Consider the following 19,167-nt stretch of genomic DNA (forward strand, 5'->3'; position numbering starts at 1 on the left):
TGCCAAGGCATGCCGCGAGAGGGAAACGCCAGTCAGGATGGAGGTTGCGTAGTTGTCTCATCGGTGAGCGCTTGGGTCGAGTTGAAGCTGGAACTTGAAGCCTGGCTCCGCCGCGCTTGGCGCAAGAGAGCGTGACAGGGTGGTCGAGAAAGTCTTCCCGAGTTGCGCCTGGAAGTGCTGGAAGGTGGTTTGGGCGGTCGTGCTGTCCACCTCGGTGACGCGGCCGCCGAGGTGGATGTGGTGCGTTGTCGTGGTCAACGGCAGCGCCGTGTCGGTTTGCCAATGCAGCTCGTCAAGCGCAATGTTCGGTGAGGCATCCATGACCTGGCTCAGGGCATGCAGTGTTGTGGCGAAGGCGCCACGGTGAAGTGACAGGGCTCGCTGGTCGCTGGCCAGTTGCAGTAGTTGGCCGGACGTCAGACCGCTTGGCGCAAGTGTCGAATTGATCTGCTGGATTTCGGCATCGATGCTTTCGTGCAGTTGTTTTTCCTCGCGGCTGGCCTGGTGCTGCACCCGGCTGTGGAGTTCCCGCTCCATCGTCAGCGCCAGGCCGAGAGATGCAGCCAGCGCCGTGCTGCGCCATAACCAGCGGATGGCTTGCTGGCGGCGCGCCGGTTGCAGGTGTTCAGGTGCTGCGAACTGCGCCCGCGGCCAGCGGCGGTCGGAAACCGAGACGAACAGGCTGGCGCTGTTGCTCTCCGGACTGGTGATGCGCAGTGCAATGTTGGGCAAGACTGTCTGTTCCAGCCACTCCGCATCGCCGATGAGGCAAAGCGCTGGCGTTGGCGTCGATCCGCGCTGGCGGGCGGTTTGTTCCAGGAATCGACGATGTTCTTCGGCGATACCGAAAGGTGTGTCGGCGGTGATCAGCCGGGAAAAGCAGAGCTGTCCATGCCGGAGCAGGCTGAACCGCAATGCGCGGTTGTGGCGGGAAATCGCCAGAAAAAATTCGTCTGCCGGCATGGCCTGGCGCAATAGCTGCGGCAAAAGCTGGGGCAGGCTGTAGATGCCTGCAAGGGCGGCCCCGGCGCTGCTCAATCGGCTGGTCCAGCTGGCTAGCGTGGGTGTGTTGGCCAGTGCCATGAACAGGACTGGAGTCTCTCCGTTCTGCTGTTTCCCCGCCGGGGCCGTGCAGCGCCACGGGGTGTCGGGAAACAGGCGCTTGCTGCGGGCTTGCAACAGCTGTTTGCGTTCGTTTCTAGGCAGGCCTGGGTGGGTGTCGAAGACCAGGTTTTCTGCTTCCTGGTTCACCAGCAAAAGAAAGCGTTTTTTGCGGTCGACCGCAAGAAATTGCGAAAAATCAGCGACGCCTTCCGGGGTGTCTGCGAAGGTCCCGGTTTTTTCCAGGCACGCTCCTTGTTTCTGCCAGGCCGTGAGCTCGTTGCCTTCAAGATAAAGTCGGCACGGGCGAGTCATGGTGATACTTGCCCGATGATGCCGTAGATCGGTTGCATCGTTGCCAGCATGATCCAGCCGAGCAGGATGCCGATGCACAGGGTCAGGGCGGGTTCGAGCAAGGTCTGCAGGATGGCGATGCTTTCCCGGGCTTCACGCTCGTAGCGCTGGGCGATATTGTTCAGCGCCTTGTCCAGGCCGCCGGTCTTTTCTCCGATTTGCAGCATGCGGACCAGAAGCGGCGGAAAGATGTCATGCTTGGCGAAGGCCTCGGCCAGACTGCTGCCTTGTTCGACGGCATGGCGGATGCGCTGCAGGGCTTGCCCAAACACCCTGTTGGAACAGCTTTTCTGCACCGCCTCGAGCGCTTCCAGCAGCGGAATGCCGGTGCTGTAGAGTAGCGCCAGCAGGTCAGCCAGGCGGGCGACGGCAAGTCTGCGGCTGACCCGCCCGGTCAGCGGGGCATTCAGCGCGAGTCGGTCCAGCCGCAAGCGCAGTGCCGGCCGGTAGCTGAGTGCTCCGGCACCGAGCAGCAACAGCAGTGGTGGTGTGCCGATGACGTACGGCCAGTATCCGGTCAGGAAGTCGGAAACGACGAACAGCAGACGGGTATGCAGCGGCAAGGGCAGGCCGCTTTCTCCCAGGAAGCTGCGGATTTGCGGTACGAGAAAGATCATCAGGAAGGCGCTTGCCGCCATTACCAGTCCGCCAGCCACGGCCGGATAGAGCAGCAACTGGCGGGTGCCGGCGGCCAGCGCTTCGCTTTGGCGCAAGTTGTTGCCGAGACGGTGCAGGATGTCCGGCAAACGGCCGCTGAGTTCGCCGGCCCGGATGATGCCGACAAGCGCGGGTTCGGTGTCGCCAACTTCGCTCTGCAAGGCTGCCGACAGGGATTTCCCGCCGATGACGGCGGCGGCCAGGCGCGTGCTCAGTTGGCGCAGATTCCTGCTGTCGCTGCCCTGAGCCAGATCCTGCAGGGCGTCGATCAGCGGGATGCCGGCGTTGAGCAGATGTTCGACATGAAAGCAGAAATCGATCAGGTCGCGGCGTGCAGGCTTGCCGCTTGCCGCGGAGCGCAGACGGCGGGCGCTCAGCAAGTCGAGTCCCTGCTGCTGCAGTTGCTGCGCCAGGACTTCCCGGTCTGGCACCTGCATCTTCCCGGTAACGATTTGCTGTTGGGCGTCGAGCGCCTTGAAACTGAACAGGATGCTCATGTCCAGTCGCTCAGGTCGACGATCCGGGCGACATCCTCAAGCGTCGTTTTGCCCGCTCGCGCCAGCAGCAGGCCGCTTTCGGCCAGCGTCCGGAAACCTTGCTGTCTGGCATGCGCAAGCAGTTTCTGCTGGGACTCGGCATCGGCCAGCAGCAGATCGAGCGTCTTGTCGACATGCAGGATTTCCAGCAGGGCCAGGCGTCCGCTGTAGCCTTGCTGCTTGCAATGCACGCAACCGCGGGCGGCGGGGGCGTGATCGCTGTCGAGCAGAGCGGCTTCCTTCGGGCTGGCCGGTCGCGTCGTGCGGCAATGTGGGCAGAGGCGGCGCACCAGGCGCTGGGCGACGATGCCGGTCAGGTTGCCGTGCAGCATGCGCTTGTCGATACCGAGTTCCTGCAGACGAGCCAGCGCGGAAATGGCATTGCCGGCGTGCAGGGTGGCGAAAACCTGGTGCCCGGTCAGGGCTGCGCGCAGCGCCATGGCGGCGGTTTCGCCATCACGGATTTCGCCGATCAGGATGATGTCCGGGTCCTGGCGCAGCATGGAGCGGACACCGCTGGCGAAATCCATCTTGACGCTGTCCGACAGGGATGTCTGGCGTAGCAGCGGCAACGGGTATTCCACCGGGTCCTCCAGCGTCATGATGTGCACGCCCGGGTTGTTGAGGCGGTTGAGCAGCGAATACAGCGTCGTTGTCTTGCCGCTGCCGGTAGGGCCGGTTACCAGCAGCAGCCCTTCCGGGCGCGCCACCATGCGTTCGAGCAACTGCTGTTGCGGTTCGTCGAGACCCAACGCTTCCAGCGGGACGATGCCCTTTTGCCGGTCGAGGATGCGCAGGACGATGTTTTCACCGTGGATGGTGGGCTGGCTGGCGACGCGGAAATCGATGTGGCGAGCGGCAATGTGTTGGCTGAGATGGCCGTCCTGGGGACTGCGCGTCTCGGCGATGTTCATGCCGGCGAGGATCTTGAGGCGGCTGGACAGGGCTGCCCAGGTTGATTTGTGCAGGACGCGTACGGTTTCGAGTACGCCGTCGATGCGATAGCGGATGCGCAGGCTGGCACTTTCCGGTTCGAAATGGATGTCGGAGGCCTGGCGGCGAACGGCGTCGGCAAGCAGGGCATCGATCAGTCGAACCGCCGGGGAGTCGCCACCGAGAGCCGTAACGGGGCCTTTGCCTTCGAATTCATCGAGAATGCCGTCGATGGCCAGGGCGTAGCCGTAATGAAGGTCGATGGCGTGTTCGATTTCGCCGTGGCCGGCGAGCAGGATATCCGGCTCCACGCCTGCCGGCGAGTAATGGCGGATGCTGTCGATGGCGTGCTGGTCATGCGGTGTCGCCATGGCGAGTTGCCAGTATTTCCGGTCGGCAGAAATCGTGACCGGAAGCAGTCGAAAGCGGCGCGCGGTATCGGCGGGAATCAGCCGGATCGCTTCGGGCGTGACCTCGTGGCGTTCTGGATCGAAACGTCCGAGACCGAGTTGCTGAGCGAGGATGTCGTTGATCCTCGGTTCGGCGGCAAAGCCCAGCGTGTGCAGCAGTGTGCCAATCGGTTGCCTGGTTTTCTGCTGTTCGACGAGTGCGATGCGCAATTGGTCGTCGTCGATCAGCCCGGCATCCAGCAGGTGTTGGCCCAAGGGTTTGTGCTTCATGGCTGCGTTGCCTCGATCTGCCGCAGCCGTTTGAGTACGGCCGCCCGCTGGAAGCGATGCTGGCGGCTTTCACTCGCCTGCAGCGCGGCCCGGTAATGATGGATCGCTGTCGGCAACTGCTCCAGATGGTCAAGAGCAATGGCCAGATTGTGGTGCAGGTCGGGATGGCCGGAGTGTTTCTCCAGGGCTGTCTGGTAGGCCAGCCTTGCCTCCGGCCAGCGCTGCTGGCGGGCGAGCAGGTTGCCGAGGCGGAAATGAAGTGTTGCCTGGGCCGGATGCTCCGCCGTCAGCAGTCGCAAATGGCTTTCCTGTTCCTGCGCACTGTAGTCGGTGAGATGTTCGGCCTGATGGCGTATGAATAGTTCGGCGGCGCTTCCCGCACCTGCAAGATCGGAGAGGCTCAGCAGCATCATGAGGATGAGGGGTTTCATCGGTAGTCAATGCTCCGGCAGGGGATGATTTTGAAATGGCCGGGCATGCCTGGGCGGGCGGAAAAACTCGCTGTCGGGAAGGCTTGGCGCCAGGTCTGCGTAATCACCCGCCAGGCTTGCTTCACGGATGACGACAGGGCGCAGGAAAATGACCAGTTCGGTTTTCTGGGCCCGGTTGTTCCGGTTGTTGAACACTTCTCCCGCGACCGGTAACTCCCCGAGTACGGGAACGCGGCTGGTCTGGTAGTCGACGCGGTCTTCCATCAGCCCGCCCAGTACGGCGATCTGGCCGTTGGCTACGCGCATCACCGATTCGATTTCCCTGGTGCGTATCATCGGCACCAGGTTTTCAATACCGTTCTTGCGCAGGTCGGGATTGGGGTCGGGGACTTCGCGGCCGATGCTGGTGATGGTCGGACGGATGTTGAGAACGACCGAGTCGTCGGCTGATATCTGCGGCGTGACGCCCATCACCAGGCCGACCGATACCGTTTGCGGTGTCGTCGTATAGGTGATGGTCGTGCCGACATTGGCGGTGGTCGTGGTGTCGGCCTTGACATTGAAATAGACGTAGTTTTCAACCACCTTGAGCAAGGCAGTCTGGTTGTTGAGTACCGAGAGCCGCGGGCTGGACAGCACCCGACTGGTGCCAAAACTGTCGAGAAGACTGATCAGCGCGCGTGGATTGTCGTCGCGGTTGTAGCGGAGGTTGATGCTGCCTTTGAGGGTATTGCCGGCGAGTTCGAACAGGCCGCCGCGAACCATCGCACTCCAGTCGATTCCCTGCTCGTGCCCTTCCCGCAATGCGACCTCGACGATGGTTGCTTCGATCAGCACCTGGCGCCTGATGGCAATGCCTACGCGATCGATGAAGGCCTGTATCCGCTGGTGCTGGGTGCGGGTTGCGAATGCCGAGACCAATCCTGCTTCAGGGTTGATGATGAGTTGGCCCGGTGCATCGGATTTGCCTTGCGCGACCTTGCTGTTTCCTTCTGTTGCGGGCTCCAGGGAGGGTTTGTTGCGGTCGACCAGCAAAATGAGCAAATTCTTCTCGAGGCTTTCCCAGAAGCGATGCTGGGTCGTGTTGTCGATACGGGTGCTGGAGAGGCTGCCACCACCAGCGTTGTTGCCGCTTGCCGGGCCGATCTGCATGCTGTTGGAGACGGTGCCCGATATGCTGCGGCTCAGATTGACGTAATCAACCGGGTAGTGCCTCAGGTAGGGTTCATCGGGCAGGATCAGCAGGCTTTTGCCGGAGAATTCGAAGCGTAGTGGCGCCTGTCGGGCAATTCGCTCAAGCAGTGTCGTAAGCGGTTGCCTGACGGCGTTCAGGGTGACCACGCCATCAATCCCGGGGGCAATGTCGATATCGATCTCTGCGTCGCGAGCCAAGGCGAAAAGCAGGTCGCGAACGGGGATGCGGTTGACGGTTACGCTGTATTTTTCTGGAGGTTTCAAGGCCGGAAGGAGGGCTTCAGGCGTCTCTCCTGTTTCCTCCACGATGGCAGGGATCTCTGCTGGATGCAGGTCAGGCGTTCTTTGCAAATGACCGTGCGGAGTCTCCCTGGGGCCTGGAGTGCTGCAGGCAACGAGGGCAATGGCCAGAATAATGAATGACACCATCGGGCGGGGCATGTCTTTCCGGGCAGAGGAAGGATTGCTTTATGCTAAATGCATTTAATCTATTTGTCATTTGTTTTCTTGGGTTTGCTATTCCCCCATCCGTCGAAATGGAGATATCCAGTTCTGATAGAATGCCGGCAATCTTTTAGAGGAAGCGTGCGTTGTCAGACGACATCCTGGTCGATATCCAAGACCTTCACTTCAACTATGACGGCCGACCCGTGCTGCAGGGAATCAACATGAAGATTCCGCGCGGCAAGGTGGTGGCCATCATGGGTGGCTCTGGCTGTGGCAAGACGACTTTGCTGCGCTGTATCGGTGGGCAATTGCATCCTACCGGCGGGAGCGTGCGCCTGGAAAAACACCAGGTTTGCCAGATGTCCGAGGCCGAGTTGTACCGCTTGCGGCGGCGCATGGGCATGCTTTTCCAGTTCGGTGCGTTATTTACCGATCTGACGGTTTTCGAGAACGTGGCTTTCCCGTTGCGCGAGCACACCAATCTTTCGGAAGAAATGATCCGTGACCTGGTGCTGATGAAACTCGAGGCTGTCGGTTTGCGCGGTGCCCATGCCTTGATGCCCGGCTCGCTGTCCGGTGGCATGGCCAGGCGTGTGGCGCTGGCCCGGGCGATTGCGCTGGATCCGATGTTGATCATGTACGACGAGCCATTTACCGGCCTGGACCCGATTGCCCTTGGGGTGATCGGCCGCCTGATCCGGTCGCTGAATGATGCCTTGGGGGCGACCTCGATCATGGTGACGCACGATATTCAGGAGTCCCTGCTGATCGTCGACTACATTTACTTCCTCAACGGCGGCCAGGTTGTTGCCGAGGGTACGCCAGACGAAATACGCGCTTCGCGCGACCCCTTTGTGCATCAATTTGTCCACGCCGAGCCCGATGGGCCGGTGCATTTCGATTACCCGGCCCCGTCGGTGGGGCAGGATTTCATGCCGGGAGGCGCGCATGTCGGGGCCGCTTGATCTGGTACGCAGTCTGGGGCATGCCACGGTCGACCGTATCTGGCGACTGGGTTTCGCGACACGTTTCTTTTTTGCCATCCTGCTTCATTCGGGAACGGCTTTCCGGCGCCTGCCTCTGACCTTGCGCGAGATCTACTTCAGCGGTGTGCTGTCGTTGATGATCATTCTGGTTTCCGGACTGTTCGTTGGTCTGGTGCTCGGCTTGCAGGGGTACGAAACCTTGCAGCGCTACGGTTCGACCGAGGCGCTGGGGATACTGGTTGCCCTGTCGCTGGTTCGGGAACTCGGGCCGGTGGTGGCAGGCTTGCTGTTTGCATCGCGCGCCGGTTCGTCGATTACTGCGGAAATCGGCTTGATGAAGGCGACCGAACAACTGAAAGCCATGGACATGATGGCGGTCAATCCGATCGCCCGTGTCGTTGCACCCCGCTTCTGGGGTGGTGTGATCTCGATGCCCTTGCTGGCTGCGATGTTCTCGGCGATGGGCGTGTTTGGCGGCTGGTTGGTCGGCGTCGTCCTCATCGGAGTCGATGATGGCGCCTTCTGGTCACAGATGCAGTCGAGTGTTGATTTTCGCTATGACATCCTGAATGGCATCATCAAAAGTGTTGTTTTTGGTTTTGCGGTCTCGTTGATCGCTGTTTTCGAAGGTTATGACTCCGTGCCGACGGCAGAGGGGGTGTCGCGGGCAATCACTCGTACTGTGGTTACCTCGGCGATGACCATATTGGCGCTGGATTTCATTCTCACTTCGTTCATGTTCCGGGGTAATTCATGAACCGTACCGTTCTCGATCTGTGGGTCGGCTTTTTTGTTGCTTTGGGTCTGGCAGCAGTGTTGTTTTTAGCGCTCAAGGTGGGAAATCTTTCCTCGGCGCACCTGTCTGAAACCTATGTGCTGCAAGCCAAGTTTGATAACATCGGCGGCCTCAAGGTACGTGGCCCGGTCAGAAGTGCGGGCGTGCTGGTGGGGCGGATTTCGGACATACGTTTTGATCCGGAGAGCTACCAGGCGCAGGTGACGATGAATATCGACGGACGCTATCGTTTCCCGCGCGATACCTTTGCCTCCATTTATACGGCGGGCTTGCTGGGTGAGCAGTACATCGGTTTTGATGTTGGTGGCGACGAGAAGATGTTGCAGCCGGGCGATTCGGTGAAAATGACCCAGTCGGCGGTAGTCTTGGAAAAACTGATTAGCCAATTCCTCTTCAACAAGGCGGCTGAAGGACAGGATAGCAAATGACAGTAATGGCAGGATTTTCGATTCGGCGACTGGTTGGCCTGCTGGCCTTCGGGGGGGCTTTGGCGGTTGCCGGCACAGGGCTGGTCAATGCTCAGGAGAGCCAGCGCGACCCTTTTGAGGGCTTCAATCGTGCCATGTTCTCGACCAACGAAGTGCTGGACAAGTATGCTGCACGTCCCGTTGCCCAAGCCTATGATGCAGCAGTTCCGTTGCCGGTCAAGGCCAGTGTCGGTAATTTTTTCGGCAATGTCGGTGAAGTCTGGGTCGGCGCCAATAATGCCATGCAAGGCAAGGTTGGTGATGCAGGTACGGGTGTCGCGCGCTTGCTGATCAATTCGACAGTCGGCATCTTCGGCTTGTTCGACGTTGCCAGTGAGATGGGCCTGGAACGTTACAACGAGGATTTTGGCCAGACGCTGGCTGTCTGGGGTGTCAATGACGGCCCCTACCTCTTCTTCCCGGTGATCGGCCCGCGAACCACTCGCGATACCGCGGGCTGGGCTGTGGATACGTGGGTTGATCCCGTTTCGTTTGTCAGTCCAGGTAGCGTGCGAGTGGGTACTTCAGTGCTGCGTTTTGTCGATATCCGCGCAGGTTTGTTGCCGGCTGACAAAATTGTCGAGGAGGCTTCGCTGGACAAGTACGCATATATTCGGGACGCTTATCTGCAGCGTCGGCGCAATCTGATTCACGATGGCCGTCCGCCGCGTGAAGATTACTGAATCTGACGGGTTTCAATGATGAATCGATTTTTTGCCGCTCTCCTTGTATGTCTGGTTTCTGTTTCGGCGATGGCCGCCGAGGCGCCGGATGCCATGGTCAAGCGTGTATCGGAAGAGGTGCTGGATATCGTCCGTCAGGACAAGGATATCCGGAATGGCGATACGCAGAAGATTGTTGCTCTCGTTGATGCCAAGGTCCTGCCGAATTTCAATTTCCAGCGCATGACCTCGCTCGCTGTCGGGCGTGACTGGCGGGGGGCGAATCCCGCACAAAAAAACCGTCTTGCCGAAGAGTTCAAGATGCTCCTCGTGCGCACCTACTCCAACGCACTGACCAGTTATAGCAACCAGCGTATCGTTTTCAAGCCGTTCCGGATGAAGGATGGTGAAACTGATGTCCTGGTCCGTTCCGAAGTCATTCAGCCAGGCAGTCAGCCGGTGCAGATTGATTACTGGCTGGAACTGGCTGATGGTAAGTGGAAAGTGTATGACGTCGTTGTCGCTGGCATCAGCCTGGTGACGAATTACCGCGAGCAGTTTTCACGTGAAGTGCGCGACGGCGGCATTGACGGGCTGATCGCGAGCCTGGCGGCCAAGAACAAGTCGCTTGAGGCAACTGCCTCCAAGGCCGCCCGGAAATGATCGAACGCTCGGCCGATCGGCTGAATGTCAGTGGCGCGATGGTGATGGATAATGCGCGGGTATTGCTGGGCGAGGGCTGCGCGCAAATGACGAAAGGTGACGTGGTGTTTGACCTTTCTGCGGTTGCCGAGGCAGATTCGTCGGCGGTCGCGGTCATGCTGGGCTGGTTGCGTCACGCTGTGCGGATTGGCGCCAAGGTAAGTTTTTCCGGTGTGCCAGCCGGTGTTCTGTCGCTTGCCGAGCTTTACGGCATTACCGCGCTGCTGCCCCAGGCCTGATTGGCCCTCATGGTTCCTGCTGTATCCATCGTCGACGTCGTCAAGTCTTTCGGTTCGCTGAAGGCGCTGGCCGGTGTCTCGCTCGAAATTGCGCAAGGTGAATTTTTCGGTTTGCTCGGCCCGAATGGTGCCGGCAAGACGACGCTGATCTCTTGTCTGGCTGGTTTGTCACGTCAGGATTCAGGGCAGATCAAGGTGCTTGGGCATGATGTCGTGCGTGATTTTCGTGCCGCCCGGCGACTCCTCGGCGTCGTGCCGCAGGAGTTGGTGTTTGATCCCTTTTTCAGTGTCCGCGAAGCCTTGCGCATTCAGTCCGGCTATTTCGGCATTCGCCGGAATGATGACTGGATTGACGAAATCCTGGACCATCTGGATCTGAGTACCAAGGCCGATGCCAATATGCGCAGCCTGTCCGGCGGCATGAAGCGGCGGGTCCTGGTGGCCCAGGCGCTGGTGCACAAACCGCCGGTCATCGTTCTCGACGAGCCCACGGCTGGGGTTGATGTCGAGTTGCGTCAGGGTTTGTGGCAGTTCGTCCGTCGGCTTAACAGCGAGGGGCATGCGATCATCCTGACCACGCATTATCTGGAAGAGGCCGAAGCCCTGTGCGGCCGGATTGCCCTGATGAAGCAGGGGCAGGTGATTGCGCTGGACAGTACGGCCAACCTGATGGCGGCGCATCCCGGTGCGTCGCTGGAAGAGGTTTTCATGCGGACGATGCGTCAATGATCGGTTTCTGGACGCTTTTCTACAAGGAAGTGCTGCGTTTCTGGAAGGTTGCCTTCCAGACCGTCGCGGCGCCGGTGCTGACGGCGATGCTCTACCTGATGATCTTCGGGCATGTGCTTGAGGATCATGTCCGGGTGCATGGTGTCGGTTACACCAGTTTCCTGATTCCCGGGCTGGTGATGATGCAGGTATTGCAGAATGCCTTCGCCAATTCCTCGTCCAGCCTGATCCAGGCCAAGGTTACCGGTTCCATCGTATTCGTGCTGTTGCCGCCCTTGCCTTACAGTGTCTTTTTCATTGCCTATGTGCTGGCGGCGCTGGTACGGGGCTTGATGGTAGGCGTCGGGGTGTTGCTGGCCACCGTGTGGTTTGTCGAACTGCAGGTCGTGGCACCGTGGTGGATACTTGCCTTTGCTGTATTCGGTGGCGCATGGTTCGGGGTGCTGGGGGTGATTGCCGGTATCTGGGTGGAGAAGTTCGACCAGTTGGCGGCTTTCCAGAATTTCCTGATCATGCCCTTGACCATGCTCTCTGGCGTCTTCTATTCGATTTACACATTGCCAACGTTCTGGCAGCAGTTGTCCCATTACAATCCCGTTTTTTACATGATCGACGGCTTCCGCTACGGCTTTTTCGGCGTTTCGGACGTGGCGCCGGAGCGTAGTCTGGCGGTGGTCGCTGTCTGCCTGGCGGTGACCAGTCTGTTAACGCTGGCCTTGCTCAAGCGCGGCTGGAAACTGAGAAACTGATACGCATGCATCCCGAACTGATCAAGCAACTCATCCTCGCCGGCATGGCCTGCGACCACCTTGAACTGGATGGCGATGGCCAGCATTTCGAGGCTCTTGTCGTCAGCGCCGAGTTTGTCGGCAAGAATCGTGTCCAGCGCCAGCAGCGCGTGTACCAGACGCTCAAGGAAAAGTTGGCGACTGGCGAACTGCATGCCTTGTCATTCAAGACACTGACCCCTGAAGAATGGAGCGCCCAGCGTGGATAAATTGTTGATTCAGGGCGGTAGCGTCCTTTCCGGCGAAGTTGCCATGTCGGGCGCCAAGAATGCCGCCTTGCCGATCTTGTGCGCATCCTTGCTGTCGGCCGATCCGCTTGAGCTGGTCAATGTGCCGCAACTGAACGACATCTCGACGATGCTCCGCCTGCTTGGCGATATGGGTGTCGGCGTTGCCAATGATGGTGCCGACGGGCTGACGCTTGACGGCCGCGGTCTGAACAATCCGGTGGCCTCCTACGAGATGGTCAAGACCATGCGCGCTTCGATCCTCGTGCTTGGCCCGCTGGTTGCGCGCTGTGGCGAGGCTCGCGTGTCGCTGCCGGGCGGCTGCGCGATTGGTGCCCGGCCGGTCGATCAGCACATAAAGGGCCTGCAGGCCATGGGGGCGGAGGTTACCGTCGAACAGGGCTATGTGCACGCCAAGGCCAGTCGGCTGAAGGGCGCGCGCATCTGCACCGACATGGTGACCGTGACCGGGACCGAGAACCTGATGATGGCGGCCTGCCTGGCAGAAGGCGAGACGATCATCGAGAACGCCGCGCGCGAGCCGGAAGTCGTCGATCTGGCCAACTGCCTGATTTCGATGGGGGCACGGATATCCGGTGCCGGCACCGACATCATCCGCATCCAGGGAGTGGAGAAGCTGCATGGTGCGCGCCATTCGATCATGCCGGATCGCATCGAAACGGGGACTTACCTGTGTGCGGCGGCTGTCACCGGTGGCAATGTCCGCTTGACCAGGACCTCGGCTGCCTACCTGGATTCCGTCGTGGACAAGTTGATGGATGCCGGTTGTGACGTGGTCGTCGAGCGCGATGCGATCCGTCTTTCCGCGCCGCCGCGGCTGAAGGCCGTGAGCCTGCGCACGGCACCCTATCCGGCGTTTCCGACCGACATGCAGGCGCAGTTCATGGCCATCAATTGCGTTGCCGACGGTGTGGCGACGATCCGCGAGACCATTTTCGAAAATCGGTTCATGCACGTCAGCGAACTGATGCGTCTCGGTGCCAACATCCAGATCGAAGGCAACAACGCGATTGTCCGCGGCGCTGACAAGCTGGAAGGTGCGACGGTGATGGCGACTGATCTGCGTGCTTCGGCTTCGTTGATCATCGCTGGGCTCGTCGCGCGCGGTGAAACGCTGATCGACCGGATTTATCACCTTGACCGTGGCTACGAGCGGATCGAGGAAAAGCTGGCGAGCCTCGGTGCAAGCGTACGGCGGGTTCGTTGATGCTGTTGCTTGATGGACGAATTTAATGTTTTTTTGCGGTCGACCGCAAAAAATCTTAAAAAAAGCTTTGCTTATTTCCCTTATGCCCCCATACTCAAGGTTCGGGATTTCCAGGCAGTGTGTTGTTCCTGCACCGTAATCGGTTTGTCAGCTCCTCGGTCTTGGTTCTCGTTCTTATTAATATTTTTTCCAAGGAAGCTATAAAATGGCAACTGGTACCGTCAAGTGGTTCAACGACTCCAAAGGTTTTGGTTTCATCTCCCCGTCTGAAGGTGGTGAAGACCTCTTCGCTCACTTCTCTGCAATTCAAGGCAATGGTTTCAAGACCCTGGCCGAGAACCAGAAGGTGACGTTCGACGTCGTCAATGGCCCGAAGGGCAAGCAGGCTGCCAACATCCGCCCGGCTGAATAAGCTACCGGATACGCCTGTATCGAAAAGCCCGGCTTGCCGGGCTTTTTGCTTTTTGGCCGCAGCTTTCGGCGGCCTTGCCGCTTTGCGGTAAAATCGCATTTTTCCCCCACGAGACTTCGCCCGTGACCGGTATCACCATTGCCCTTTCGAAGGGCCGCATCTTCGACGAGACCCTGCCCTTGCTGGCTGCTGCCGGCATTGTGCCGACCGAGAATCCGGAAACCTCCCGGAAGCTGATCATCGAGACCAATCAGCCCGATGTGCGCGTCGTCATCGTTCGCGCCACCGATGTGCCGACCTATGTCCAGTACGGTGCAGCCGACATCGGCGTCGCCGGCAAGGATGTGCTGATCGAGCATGGCGGCGAAGGGCTGTATGCGCCGCTGGATCTGAAGATCGCCAAGTGCCGGATGATGGTCGCCATCCCGGAAGGCTTCGATTACCAGAACGCCGTGCGCCAGGGCAATCGCCTCAAGGTGGCGTCGAAGTACATCAAGACCGCGCGCGAGCATTTCGCCGCCAAAGGCGTTCATGTGGACCTGATCAAGCTCTACGGCTCGATGGAGCTGGCGCCGCTGGCCGGTCTGGCCGACGCCATCGTCGATCTGGTGTCCACCGGCGGTACGTTGAAGGCCAACAAGCTGGTTGCTTGCGAGCACATCATGGACATTTCCTCGCGCCTGGTCGTCAATCAGGCGGCGCTGAAGGTCAAGCGCGAGACCCTGCAACCGATCATCGACGCCTTTGCCCGGGCGGTGGAGAAGTAAATGGCTGTTGCGATCAAGCGCCTGTCTACGGTCGACGCCGATTTTTCGGCAAAAATGAATGCGCTGCTCGCCTTCGAGGCGGCGGCGGATGAAGGTATCGAGCGCACCGTCGCCGGCATCCTGGCCGACGTCAAGACGCGCGGTGATGCTGCCGTGATCGAATACACCAATCGTTTCGACCGCCTGGCGGCCGCTTCGATGGCCGATCTGGAACTGACCCGGGTGGAAATGCAGGCCGCGCTCGACGCGCTGCCGGCCGACCGTCGCGCCGCGCTTGAAGCGGCTGCGCACCGGGTGCGCGTCTATCACGAGAAGCAGCGTCTTGAAGGTTGGTCCTATACCGAAGCCGACGGCACCATGCTCGGCCAGATGATCACGCCGCTCGACCGCGTCGGCCTCTACGTGCCCGGTGGCAAGGCGGCCTATCCGTCGTCGGTGCTGATGAACGCGATTCCGGCCAAGGTGGCCGGCGTCAAGGAACTGATCATGGTCGTGCCGACGCCGGACGGTGAAAAGAACCAGCTGGTGCTGGCAGCGGCCTGTCTGGCCGGCGTCGACCGGGTGTTCACGCTCGGTGGCGCGCAGGCGGTCGGGGCATTGGCCTACGGTACGCAGACCGTGCCGCAGGTGGACAAGATCGTCGGTCCGGGCAATGCTTACGTGGCTACGGCCAAGCGGCGGGTGTTCGGCATCGTCGGCATCGACATGGTGGCCGGGCCGTCGGAAATCCTGGTGGTGTCGGATGGTTCCGGCAATCCGGACTGGGTGGCGATGGACCTCTTCTCGCAGGCCGAGCACGACGAGCTGGCGCAATCGATCCTGATCTGTACCGATGCGGCTTTCCTCGAGCGGGTGCAGGCGAGCATCGAGAAGTTGCTGCCGACGATGCCGCGCCAGGAAACCATCCGCACCTCGCTGACCAATCGCGGTGCCTTCATCCTGGTTCGCGACATGGACGAGGCGGTGGCGATCGCCAACCGCGTCGCGCCGGAGCATCTCGAACTGGCGCTGGCCGATCCCGATCCCTGGGTCGACAAGATCCACCACGCTGGCGCCATCTTCATCGGTCACTACACCTCGGAATCGCTCGGCGACTATTGCGCCGGGCCGAACCACGTGCTGCCGACGTCCGGCTCGGCGCGTTTTTCGTCGCCGCTCGGTGTCTATGATTTCCAGAAGCGCACCAGTCTGATCAAGGTGTCGAAAGCCGGAGCGCAGACGCTGGGGCGTATCGCGTCTACGCTGGCGCACGGCGAAGGACTGCCGGCGCATGCGAAGTCGGCGGAATTCCGGCTGGAAGACTGAGCCATTTCTGCGGTCGACCGTGATAAATCCTGAAAATCCCCCGCGCCCGGATCTCCGGGCGCTTTTTTTGGGCTTTTCATCGGTTGGCCTGTCCGGTTTTGGCGGTGTACTGCCTTTTGCCCGACGCATGCTGGTCGAGCAGCGGCGCTGGATGACCGCCGAGGAATTCAACGCCCAGTTGGGGCTGTGCCAGTTTCTGCCGGGGCCGAATGTGGTCAATCTGGCGGTGGTCGTCGGCAAGCGCTATCAGGGTCTGGCCGGCGCCATTGTCGCTCCGGTTGGTCTGCTGGCCGGGCCGATCGCCATCGTGTTGCTGCTGGCGCTGCTCTATGACGCGTACGGCAATCTGCCGGTGGCCCAGTCGATGCTGAAGGGCGTCGCCGCCGTCGGCGCCGGCTTGCTGTTCGCGATGGCCTGGCGCATGGGCACGGCCATTCGCGACAAGGCGGCCTTTCTGCCCTTTGTCGTGCTGGTCGTCGCCGGCATCGCCTGGCTGCGCTGGCCGATGCTGTGGGTCATGCTCGGCGGGCTGGCGCTGTCGGGCGGGCTGGCGTACTGGCGGCTGGGGCGGCGATGAGCCTGATGTTCGAGCTGTTCCGCGAGTTTGCGATCCTGTCCTTCGTTGCCTTCGGCGGGGCAACGGCGCTGCTGCCGGAAATGCACCGGGTGGTTGTCGAACAGCACCAGTGGCTCGACGACACGACCTTCACCCATCTTTACGCCATCGCGCAGGCGGCACCCGGGCCGAATGTGCTGGTGGTGACGCTGATCGGCTGGAAAGTTGCCGGCCTGGGCGGGGCGCTGGCGGCGACGCTGGCGATGTGTCTGCCGATGAGCGTGTTGATCTACCTGCTGATCGATCGTTGGGAGAGTTTTGCCGGCAAGCGCTGGCAGAAGGCGATCAGTCTCGGCGTGGCGCCGCTGGCCGTTGGTCTGGTTTTCTCCGGCGCGACGCTGATCGCCCAGTCAGCCGGCTTGGGGCTCGCCGCCTGGGGCTTGCTGGTGGCGACCGTGGTCGCCAGCCTGAAGACGAAACTGCACCCGCTGTGGTTCATCGGCGCGGGTGCGTTGCTCGGGCTGCTCGGCCTGGTCTGAGTTCGGCGTTCAGCCGAGGATGTCGCGCAGGCCGTCGGTCAGTGCCTGACAGTCGGCGTCGCTGCCGATGGTGATGCGCAGGAACTGGTCGATGCGCGGCAGCTTGAAGTGCCGGACGATGATGCTGCGCTCGCGCAGCGCCCTGGCCAGTTCCGCTGCATCACGCTGGGGATGGCGGGCGAAGATGAAATTGGCGGCTGATGGCAGTACCTCGAAGCCGAGCGCGGCGAGATCTGCGCTCAACTGCGTGCGCGTGGCGATGACGGCCTGGCAGCAGGTCTGGAAGTGGGTTTCGTCCTCGATTGCGGCGACGGCACCGACGATCGCCAGGCGATCCAGCGGGTAGGAGTTGAAACTGTTCTTGACCCGCTCCAGCGCTTCGATCAAAGCCGGGTGCCCGACCGCATAGCCCACCCGCAGGCCGGCCAGCGAGCGCGATTTCGACAGCGTGTGGATGACCAGCAGGTTGTCGTACTTCTGCGTCAGCGGGATTGCCGTATCGCCACCGAAATCGACGTAGGCTTCGTCGACGACGACGACACAATCCGGATTGGCGCGCACGATCTGCTCGACGGCATCGAGCGCCATTAGTCGGCCGGTCGGTGCATTCGGGTTGGGGAAGATGATGCCGCCGATTTTTCCGTTTTTGCCCGGTTGACCGCAATAATCCGCAGGATCGATCGAGAAGTCGGCGGCGAGCGGAATGGTGATGCTGTCCACGCCGTACAGCCCGCAATAGACCGGATAGAAACTGTAGGTGATGTCCGGAAACAGGATCGGCGCATCGTGCTTCAACAGGGCCATGAAGACATGCGCCAGCACTTCGTCCGAACCGTTGCCGACGAAGACTTCGGCCGCCGTGACGGCGTAGCGGCGGGCAACGGCGTTCTTCAGCAGGTCGGCATTGGGGTCCGGGTAGAGGCGCAGGCGGGCACCGTCATCGCCGAGCTCGGCCTGGATTGCCGCGACGACGGCGGGCGACGGCGGGAAGGGGTGTTCGTTGGTGTTCAGCTTGATCAGGTTGGCGATCTTGGGCTGCTCGCCCGGAACATACGGTGTGAGGTCGCGGACGACCTGGCTCCAGAAACGGCTCATGGGGTTTTCACGGAAGGCGTAAAAGATGGACGAAATGGTATCATGCCCCTCCGTTTCAACGTTTTGCAGCCCTCTGCTCGAAGACAAGTCATGCGGCAAGCCGAAGTCACCCGTAACACCCTGGAGACGCAGATTACCGTGCGTCTGAATCTCGACGGCACCGGTCAGGGCAAGTTCGCCACCGGTGTTCCCTTCCTCGACCACATGCTCGACCAGATCGCCCGGCACGGGCTGATCGACCTCGACATCGACGCCCGGGGGGACCTGCATATCGACGCGCATCACACCGTCGAGGATATCGGCATCACGCTCGGCCAGGCGCTGGCCAAGGCCTGGGGCGACAAGAAGGGCCTGACCCGTTACGGCCACAGCTACGTGCCGCTTGACGAGGCCTTGTCGCGGGTCGTCATCGACCTGTCCGGCCGGCCCGGGCTCGAGCTCAATTGCGATTTCACGCGGGCGGTGATCGGCCAGTTCGACGTCGACCTGGTGTCCGAGTTCTTCCACGGCCTGGTCAATCACGCCGGCATGACGCTGCACATCGACAACCTGCGCGGCAAGAATGCCCACCACCAGGCCGAAACCATCTTCAAGGCCTTCGGCCGGGCACTGCGCATGGCGGTCACGCCGGATCCGCGCATGGCTGGCTGCATGCCGTCGACGAAGGGTTCGCTGTGACCATCGCCGTCATCGACTATGGCATGGGCAATCTGCGCTCGGTGTCGAAGGCGCTGGAGCATGTTGCCGGCGGCACGCCGGTGGTCGTCACCGCCGATCCGGCCGTCGTTGCAGCCGCCGAGCGTGTCGTATTTCCCGGTCAGGGCGCGATGCCCGACTGCATGCGCGAACTCGATGCCCGCGGCTTGCGCGCAGTCGTGCTGCAGGCGGCGCAGGACAAGCCTTTCCTCGGTATCTGTGTCGGTGAGCAAATGCTGTTCGAACGCAGCGAGGAAGGCGATGTTGCCGGCCTGGGGGTTTTTCCAGGCGAGGTGAAGCGTTTTCCCGACGAACGGATGGTCGACCGCAACGGCCTGCGCCTGAAGGTGCCGCACATGGGCTGGAACGAAGTCCGGCAGGCACCGCACGCGCTGTGGGCCGGCATCGCCGACAACTCGCGTTTCTATTTTGTGCACAGCTACTGCGTGCAGACCATCGATCCGGCGCTGACTGTCGGCACGACCGACTACGGCGTGCCCTTTACCTGTGCGGTGGGCCGGGATAATATCTTTGCCGTTCAGTTCCATCCCGAGAAAAGCGCCCGCGACGGCCTGCAGCTTTTGAAGAATTTTGTCGAGTGGCGCCCCTGATTCGCGTCTGCCGAATTTTTACTCTCCGT

At 61.0% G+C, this 19,167-nt stretch carries 22 protein-coding genes and 1 pseudogene; 17 read left to right on the top strand and 6 right to left on the bottom strand.

From position 1 onward, the window contains the following. Nucleotides 1-57: 57 nt before the first annotated feature. From BJN45_RS03635 to BJN45_RS03655, 5 genes are read right to left on the bottom strand one after another with little or no spacing between them, the layout of a single operon-like run. The gene (locus tag BJN45_RS03635) at nt 58-1,416 is read right to left on the bottom strand and encodes a hypothetical protein (RefSeq protein WP_076092126.1); all 1,359 of its coding nucleotides are present in this window, start codon (nt 1,414-1,416) and stop codon (nt 58-60) included. After that, the gene (locus BJN45_RS03640; RefSeq protein WP_076092128.1) at nt 1,413-2,609 is read right to left on the bottom strand and encodes a type II secretion system F family protein; all 1,197 of its coding nucleotides are present in this window, start codon (nt 2,607-2,609) and stop codon (nt 1,413-1,415) included. The genes BJN45_RS03635 and BJN45_RS03640 overlap by 4 nt, the downstream gene beginning before the upstream one ends. Next, a complete protein-coding gene (locus tag BJN45_RS03645) occupies nt 2,606-4,261 on the bottom strand; it encodes a GspE/PulE family protein (protein ID WP_076092130.1) in 1,656 nt (551 codons plus the stop codon). Before BJN45_RS03645 ends, BJN45_RS03640 begins: the two co-directional genes overlap by 4 nt. Further along, on the bottom strand, nt 4,258-4,692 hold the full coding sequence (locus BJN45_RS03650) for a tetratricopeptide repeat protein (protein WP_076092132.1): 435 nt from the start codon (nt 4,690-4,692) through the stop codon (nt 4,258-4,260). The genes BJN45_RS03645 and BJN45_RS03650 overlap by 4 nt, the downstream gene beginning before the upstream one ends. Before the next feature lie 6 nt (nt 4,693-4,698). Next, entirely contained in the window at nt 4,699-6,327 is a 1,629-nt protein-coding gene (locus BJN45_RS03655; protein WP_076092134.1) for a pilus (MSHA type) biogenesis protein MshL, read from the bottom strand. A gap of 149 nt (nt 6,328-6,476) precedes the next feature. Between BJN45_RS03655 and BJN45_RS03660 the strand changes: the two genes are divergently transcribed. The 15 genes and pseudogenes from BJN45_RS03660 to BJN45_RS03730 all read left to right on the top strand — a co-directional run bounded on the left by BJN45_RS03660 (nt 6,477) and on the right by BJN45_RS03730 (nt 16,736). After that, complete coding sequence (locus BJN45_RS03660; RefSeq protein WP_076092136.1) at nt 6,477-7,298, top strand: ABC transporter ATP-binding protein; 822 nt, start codon at nt 6,477-6,479, stop codon at nt 7,296-7,298. Then, entirely contained in the window at nt 7,282-8,076 is a 795-nt protein-coding gene (gene mlaE / locus BJN45_RS03665; protein WP_076092138.1) for a lipid asymmetry maintenance ABC transporter permease subunit MlaE, read from the top strand. The genes BJN45_RS03660 and mlaE overlap by 17 nt, the downstream gene beginning before the upstream one ends. After that, nucleotides 8,073-8,543 carry an outer membrane lipid asymmetry maintenance protein MlaD gene (mlaD, locus tag BJN45_RS03670; RefSeq protein ID WP_076092140.1) on the top strand — a complete coding sequence of 157 codons (471 nt, stop codon included), beginning with the start codon at nt 8,073-8,075 and terminating at the stop codon, nt 8,541-8,543. Before mlaE ends, mlaD begins: the two co-directional genes overlap by 4 nt. Continuing rightward, complete coding sequence (locus BJN45_RS03675; RefSeq protein ID WP_076092142.1) at nt 8,540-9,265, top strand: MlaA family lipoprotein; 726 nt, start codon at nt 8,540-8,542, stop codon at nt 9,263-9,265. The genes mlaD and BJN45_RS03675 overlap by 4 nt, the downstream gene beginning before the upstream one ends. A gap of 18 nt (nt 9,266-9,283) precedes the next feature. Beyond that, entirely contained in the window at nt 9,284-9,907 is a 624-nt protein-coding gene (locus tag BJN45_RS03680) for an MlaC/ttg2D family ABC transporter substrate-binding protein (protein WP_076092542.1), read from the top strand. Next, on the top strand, nt 9,904-10,185 hold the full coding sequence (locus BJN45_RS03685) for an STAS domain-containing protein (RefSeq protein WP_076092144.1): 282 nt from the start codon (nt 9,904-9,906) through the stop codon (nt 10,183-10,185). The genes BJN45_RS03680 and BJN45_RS03685 overlap by 4 nt, the downstream gene beginning before the upstream one ends. Before the next feature lie 9 nt (nt 10,186-10,194). Beyond that, a pseudogene (locus tag BJN45_RS03690) lies at nt 10,195-10,881 on the top strand (ABC transporter ATP-binding protein); the annotation flags it as partial. A gap of 29 nt (nt 10,882-10,910) precedes the next feature. Further along, entirely contained in the window at nt 10,911-11,663 is a 753-nt protein-coding gene (locus BJN45_RS03695; protein WP_076092146.1) for an ABC transporter permease, read from the top strand. A 5-nt stretch (nt 11,664-11,668) separates the two neighbouring features. Continuing rightward, on the top strand, nt 11,669-11,911 hold the full coding sequence (locus BJN45_RS03700) for a BolA family protein (protein WP_076092148.1): 243 nt from the start codon (nt 11,669-11,671) through the stop codon (nt 11,909-11,911). After that, nucleotides 11,904-13,157 (top strand): UDP-N-acetylglucosamine 1-carboxyvinyltransferase, encoded by a 1,254-nt coding sequence (murA, locus tag BJN45_RS03705; protein WP_076092150.1) that lies wholly within the window; start codon nt 11,904-11,906, stop codon nt 13,155-13,157. The genes BJN45_RS03700 and murA overlap by 8 nt, the downstream gene beginning before the upstream one ends. Nucleotides 13,158-13,362: 205 nt before the next feature. Beyond that, nucleotides 13,363-13,569 (top strand): cold-shock protein, encoded by a 207-nt coding sequence (locus BJN45_RS03710; protein WP_028994432.1) that lies wholly within the window; start codon nt 13,363-13,365, stop codon nt 13,567-13,569. A 122-nt stretch (nt 13,570-13,691) separates the two neighbouring features. Then, nucleotides 13,692-14,336 (top strand): ATP phosphoribosyltransferase, encoded by a 645-nt coding sequence (gene hisG, locus BJN45_RS03715; protein WP_076092152.1) that lies wholly within the window; start codon nt 13,692-13,694, stop codon nt 14,334-14,336. Beyond that, nucleotides 14,337-15,641, top strand: coding sequence for a histidinol dehydrogenase (hisD, locus tag BJN45_RS03720; RefSeq protein WP_076092154.1), 1,305 nt, complete (start codon nt 14,337-14,339; stop codon nt 15,639-15,641). A 67-nt stretch (nt 15,642-15,708) separates the two neighbouring features. Further along, nucleotides 15,709-16,218 (top strand): chromate transporter, encoded by a 510-nt coding sequence (locus BJN45_RS03725; RefSeq protein ID WP_240494482.1) that lies wholly within the window; start codon nt 15,709-15,711, stop codon nt 16,216-16,218. Beyond that, entirely contained in the window at nt 16,215-16,736 is a 522-nt protein-coding gene (locus BJN45_RS03730) for a chromate transporter (RefSeq protein WP_076092158.1), read from the top strand. The genes BJN45_RS03725 and BJN45_RS03730 overlap by 4 nt, the downstream gene beginning before the upstream one ends. Before the next feature lie 9 nt (nt 16,737-16,745). Here the strand turns inward: BJN45_RS03730 and hisC are convergent, their stop codons facing one another. Next, nucleotides 16,746-17,831: a histidinol-phosphate transaminase gene (gene hisC, locus BJN45_RS03735; protein WP_076092160.1), complete on the bottom strand. Its 1,086-nt coding sequence runs from the start codon at nt 17,829-17,831 to the stop codon at nt 16,746-16,748. A gap of 90 nt (nt 17,832-17,921) precedes the next feature. Here hisC and hisB point away from each other — a divergent pair, with 90 nt between their 5' ends. Both hisB and hisH read left to right on the top strand, forming a co-directional pair. Continuing rightward, complete coding sequence (hisB, locus tag BJN45_RS03740) at nt 17,922-18,509, top strand: imidazoleglycerol-phosphate dehydratase HisB (RefSeq protein WP_076092162.1); 588 nt, start codon at nt 17,922-17,924, stop codon at nt 18,507-18,509. Then, nucleotides 18,506-19,138, top strand: a complete 633-nt coding sequence (gene hisH / locus BJN45_RS03745) for an imidazole glycerol phosphate synthase subunit HisH (protein WP_276205197.1) — start codon at nt 18,506-18,508, stop codon at nt 19,136-19,138. The genes hisB and hisH overlap by 4 nt, the downstream gene beginning before the upstream one ends. Nucleotides 19,139-19,167 lie beyond the last annotated feature (29 nt).

The sequence above is a fragment of the Azonexus hydrophilus genome, from assembly GCF_001956855.1.
Taxonomy (GTDB): Bacteria; Pseudomonadota; Gammaproteobacteria; order Burkholderiales; family Rhodocyclaceae; genus Azonexus; species Azonexus hydrophilus_A.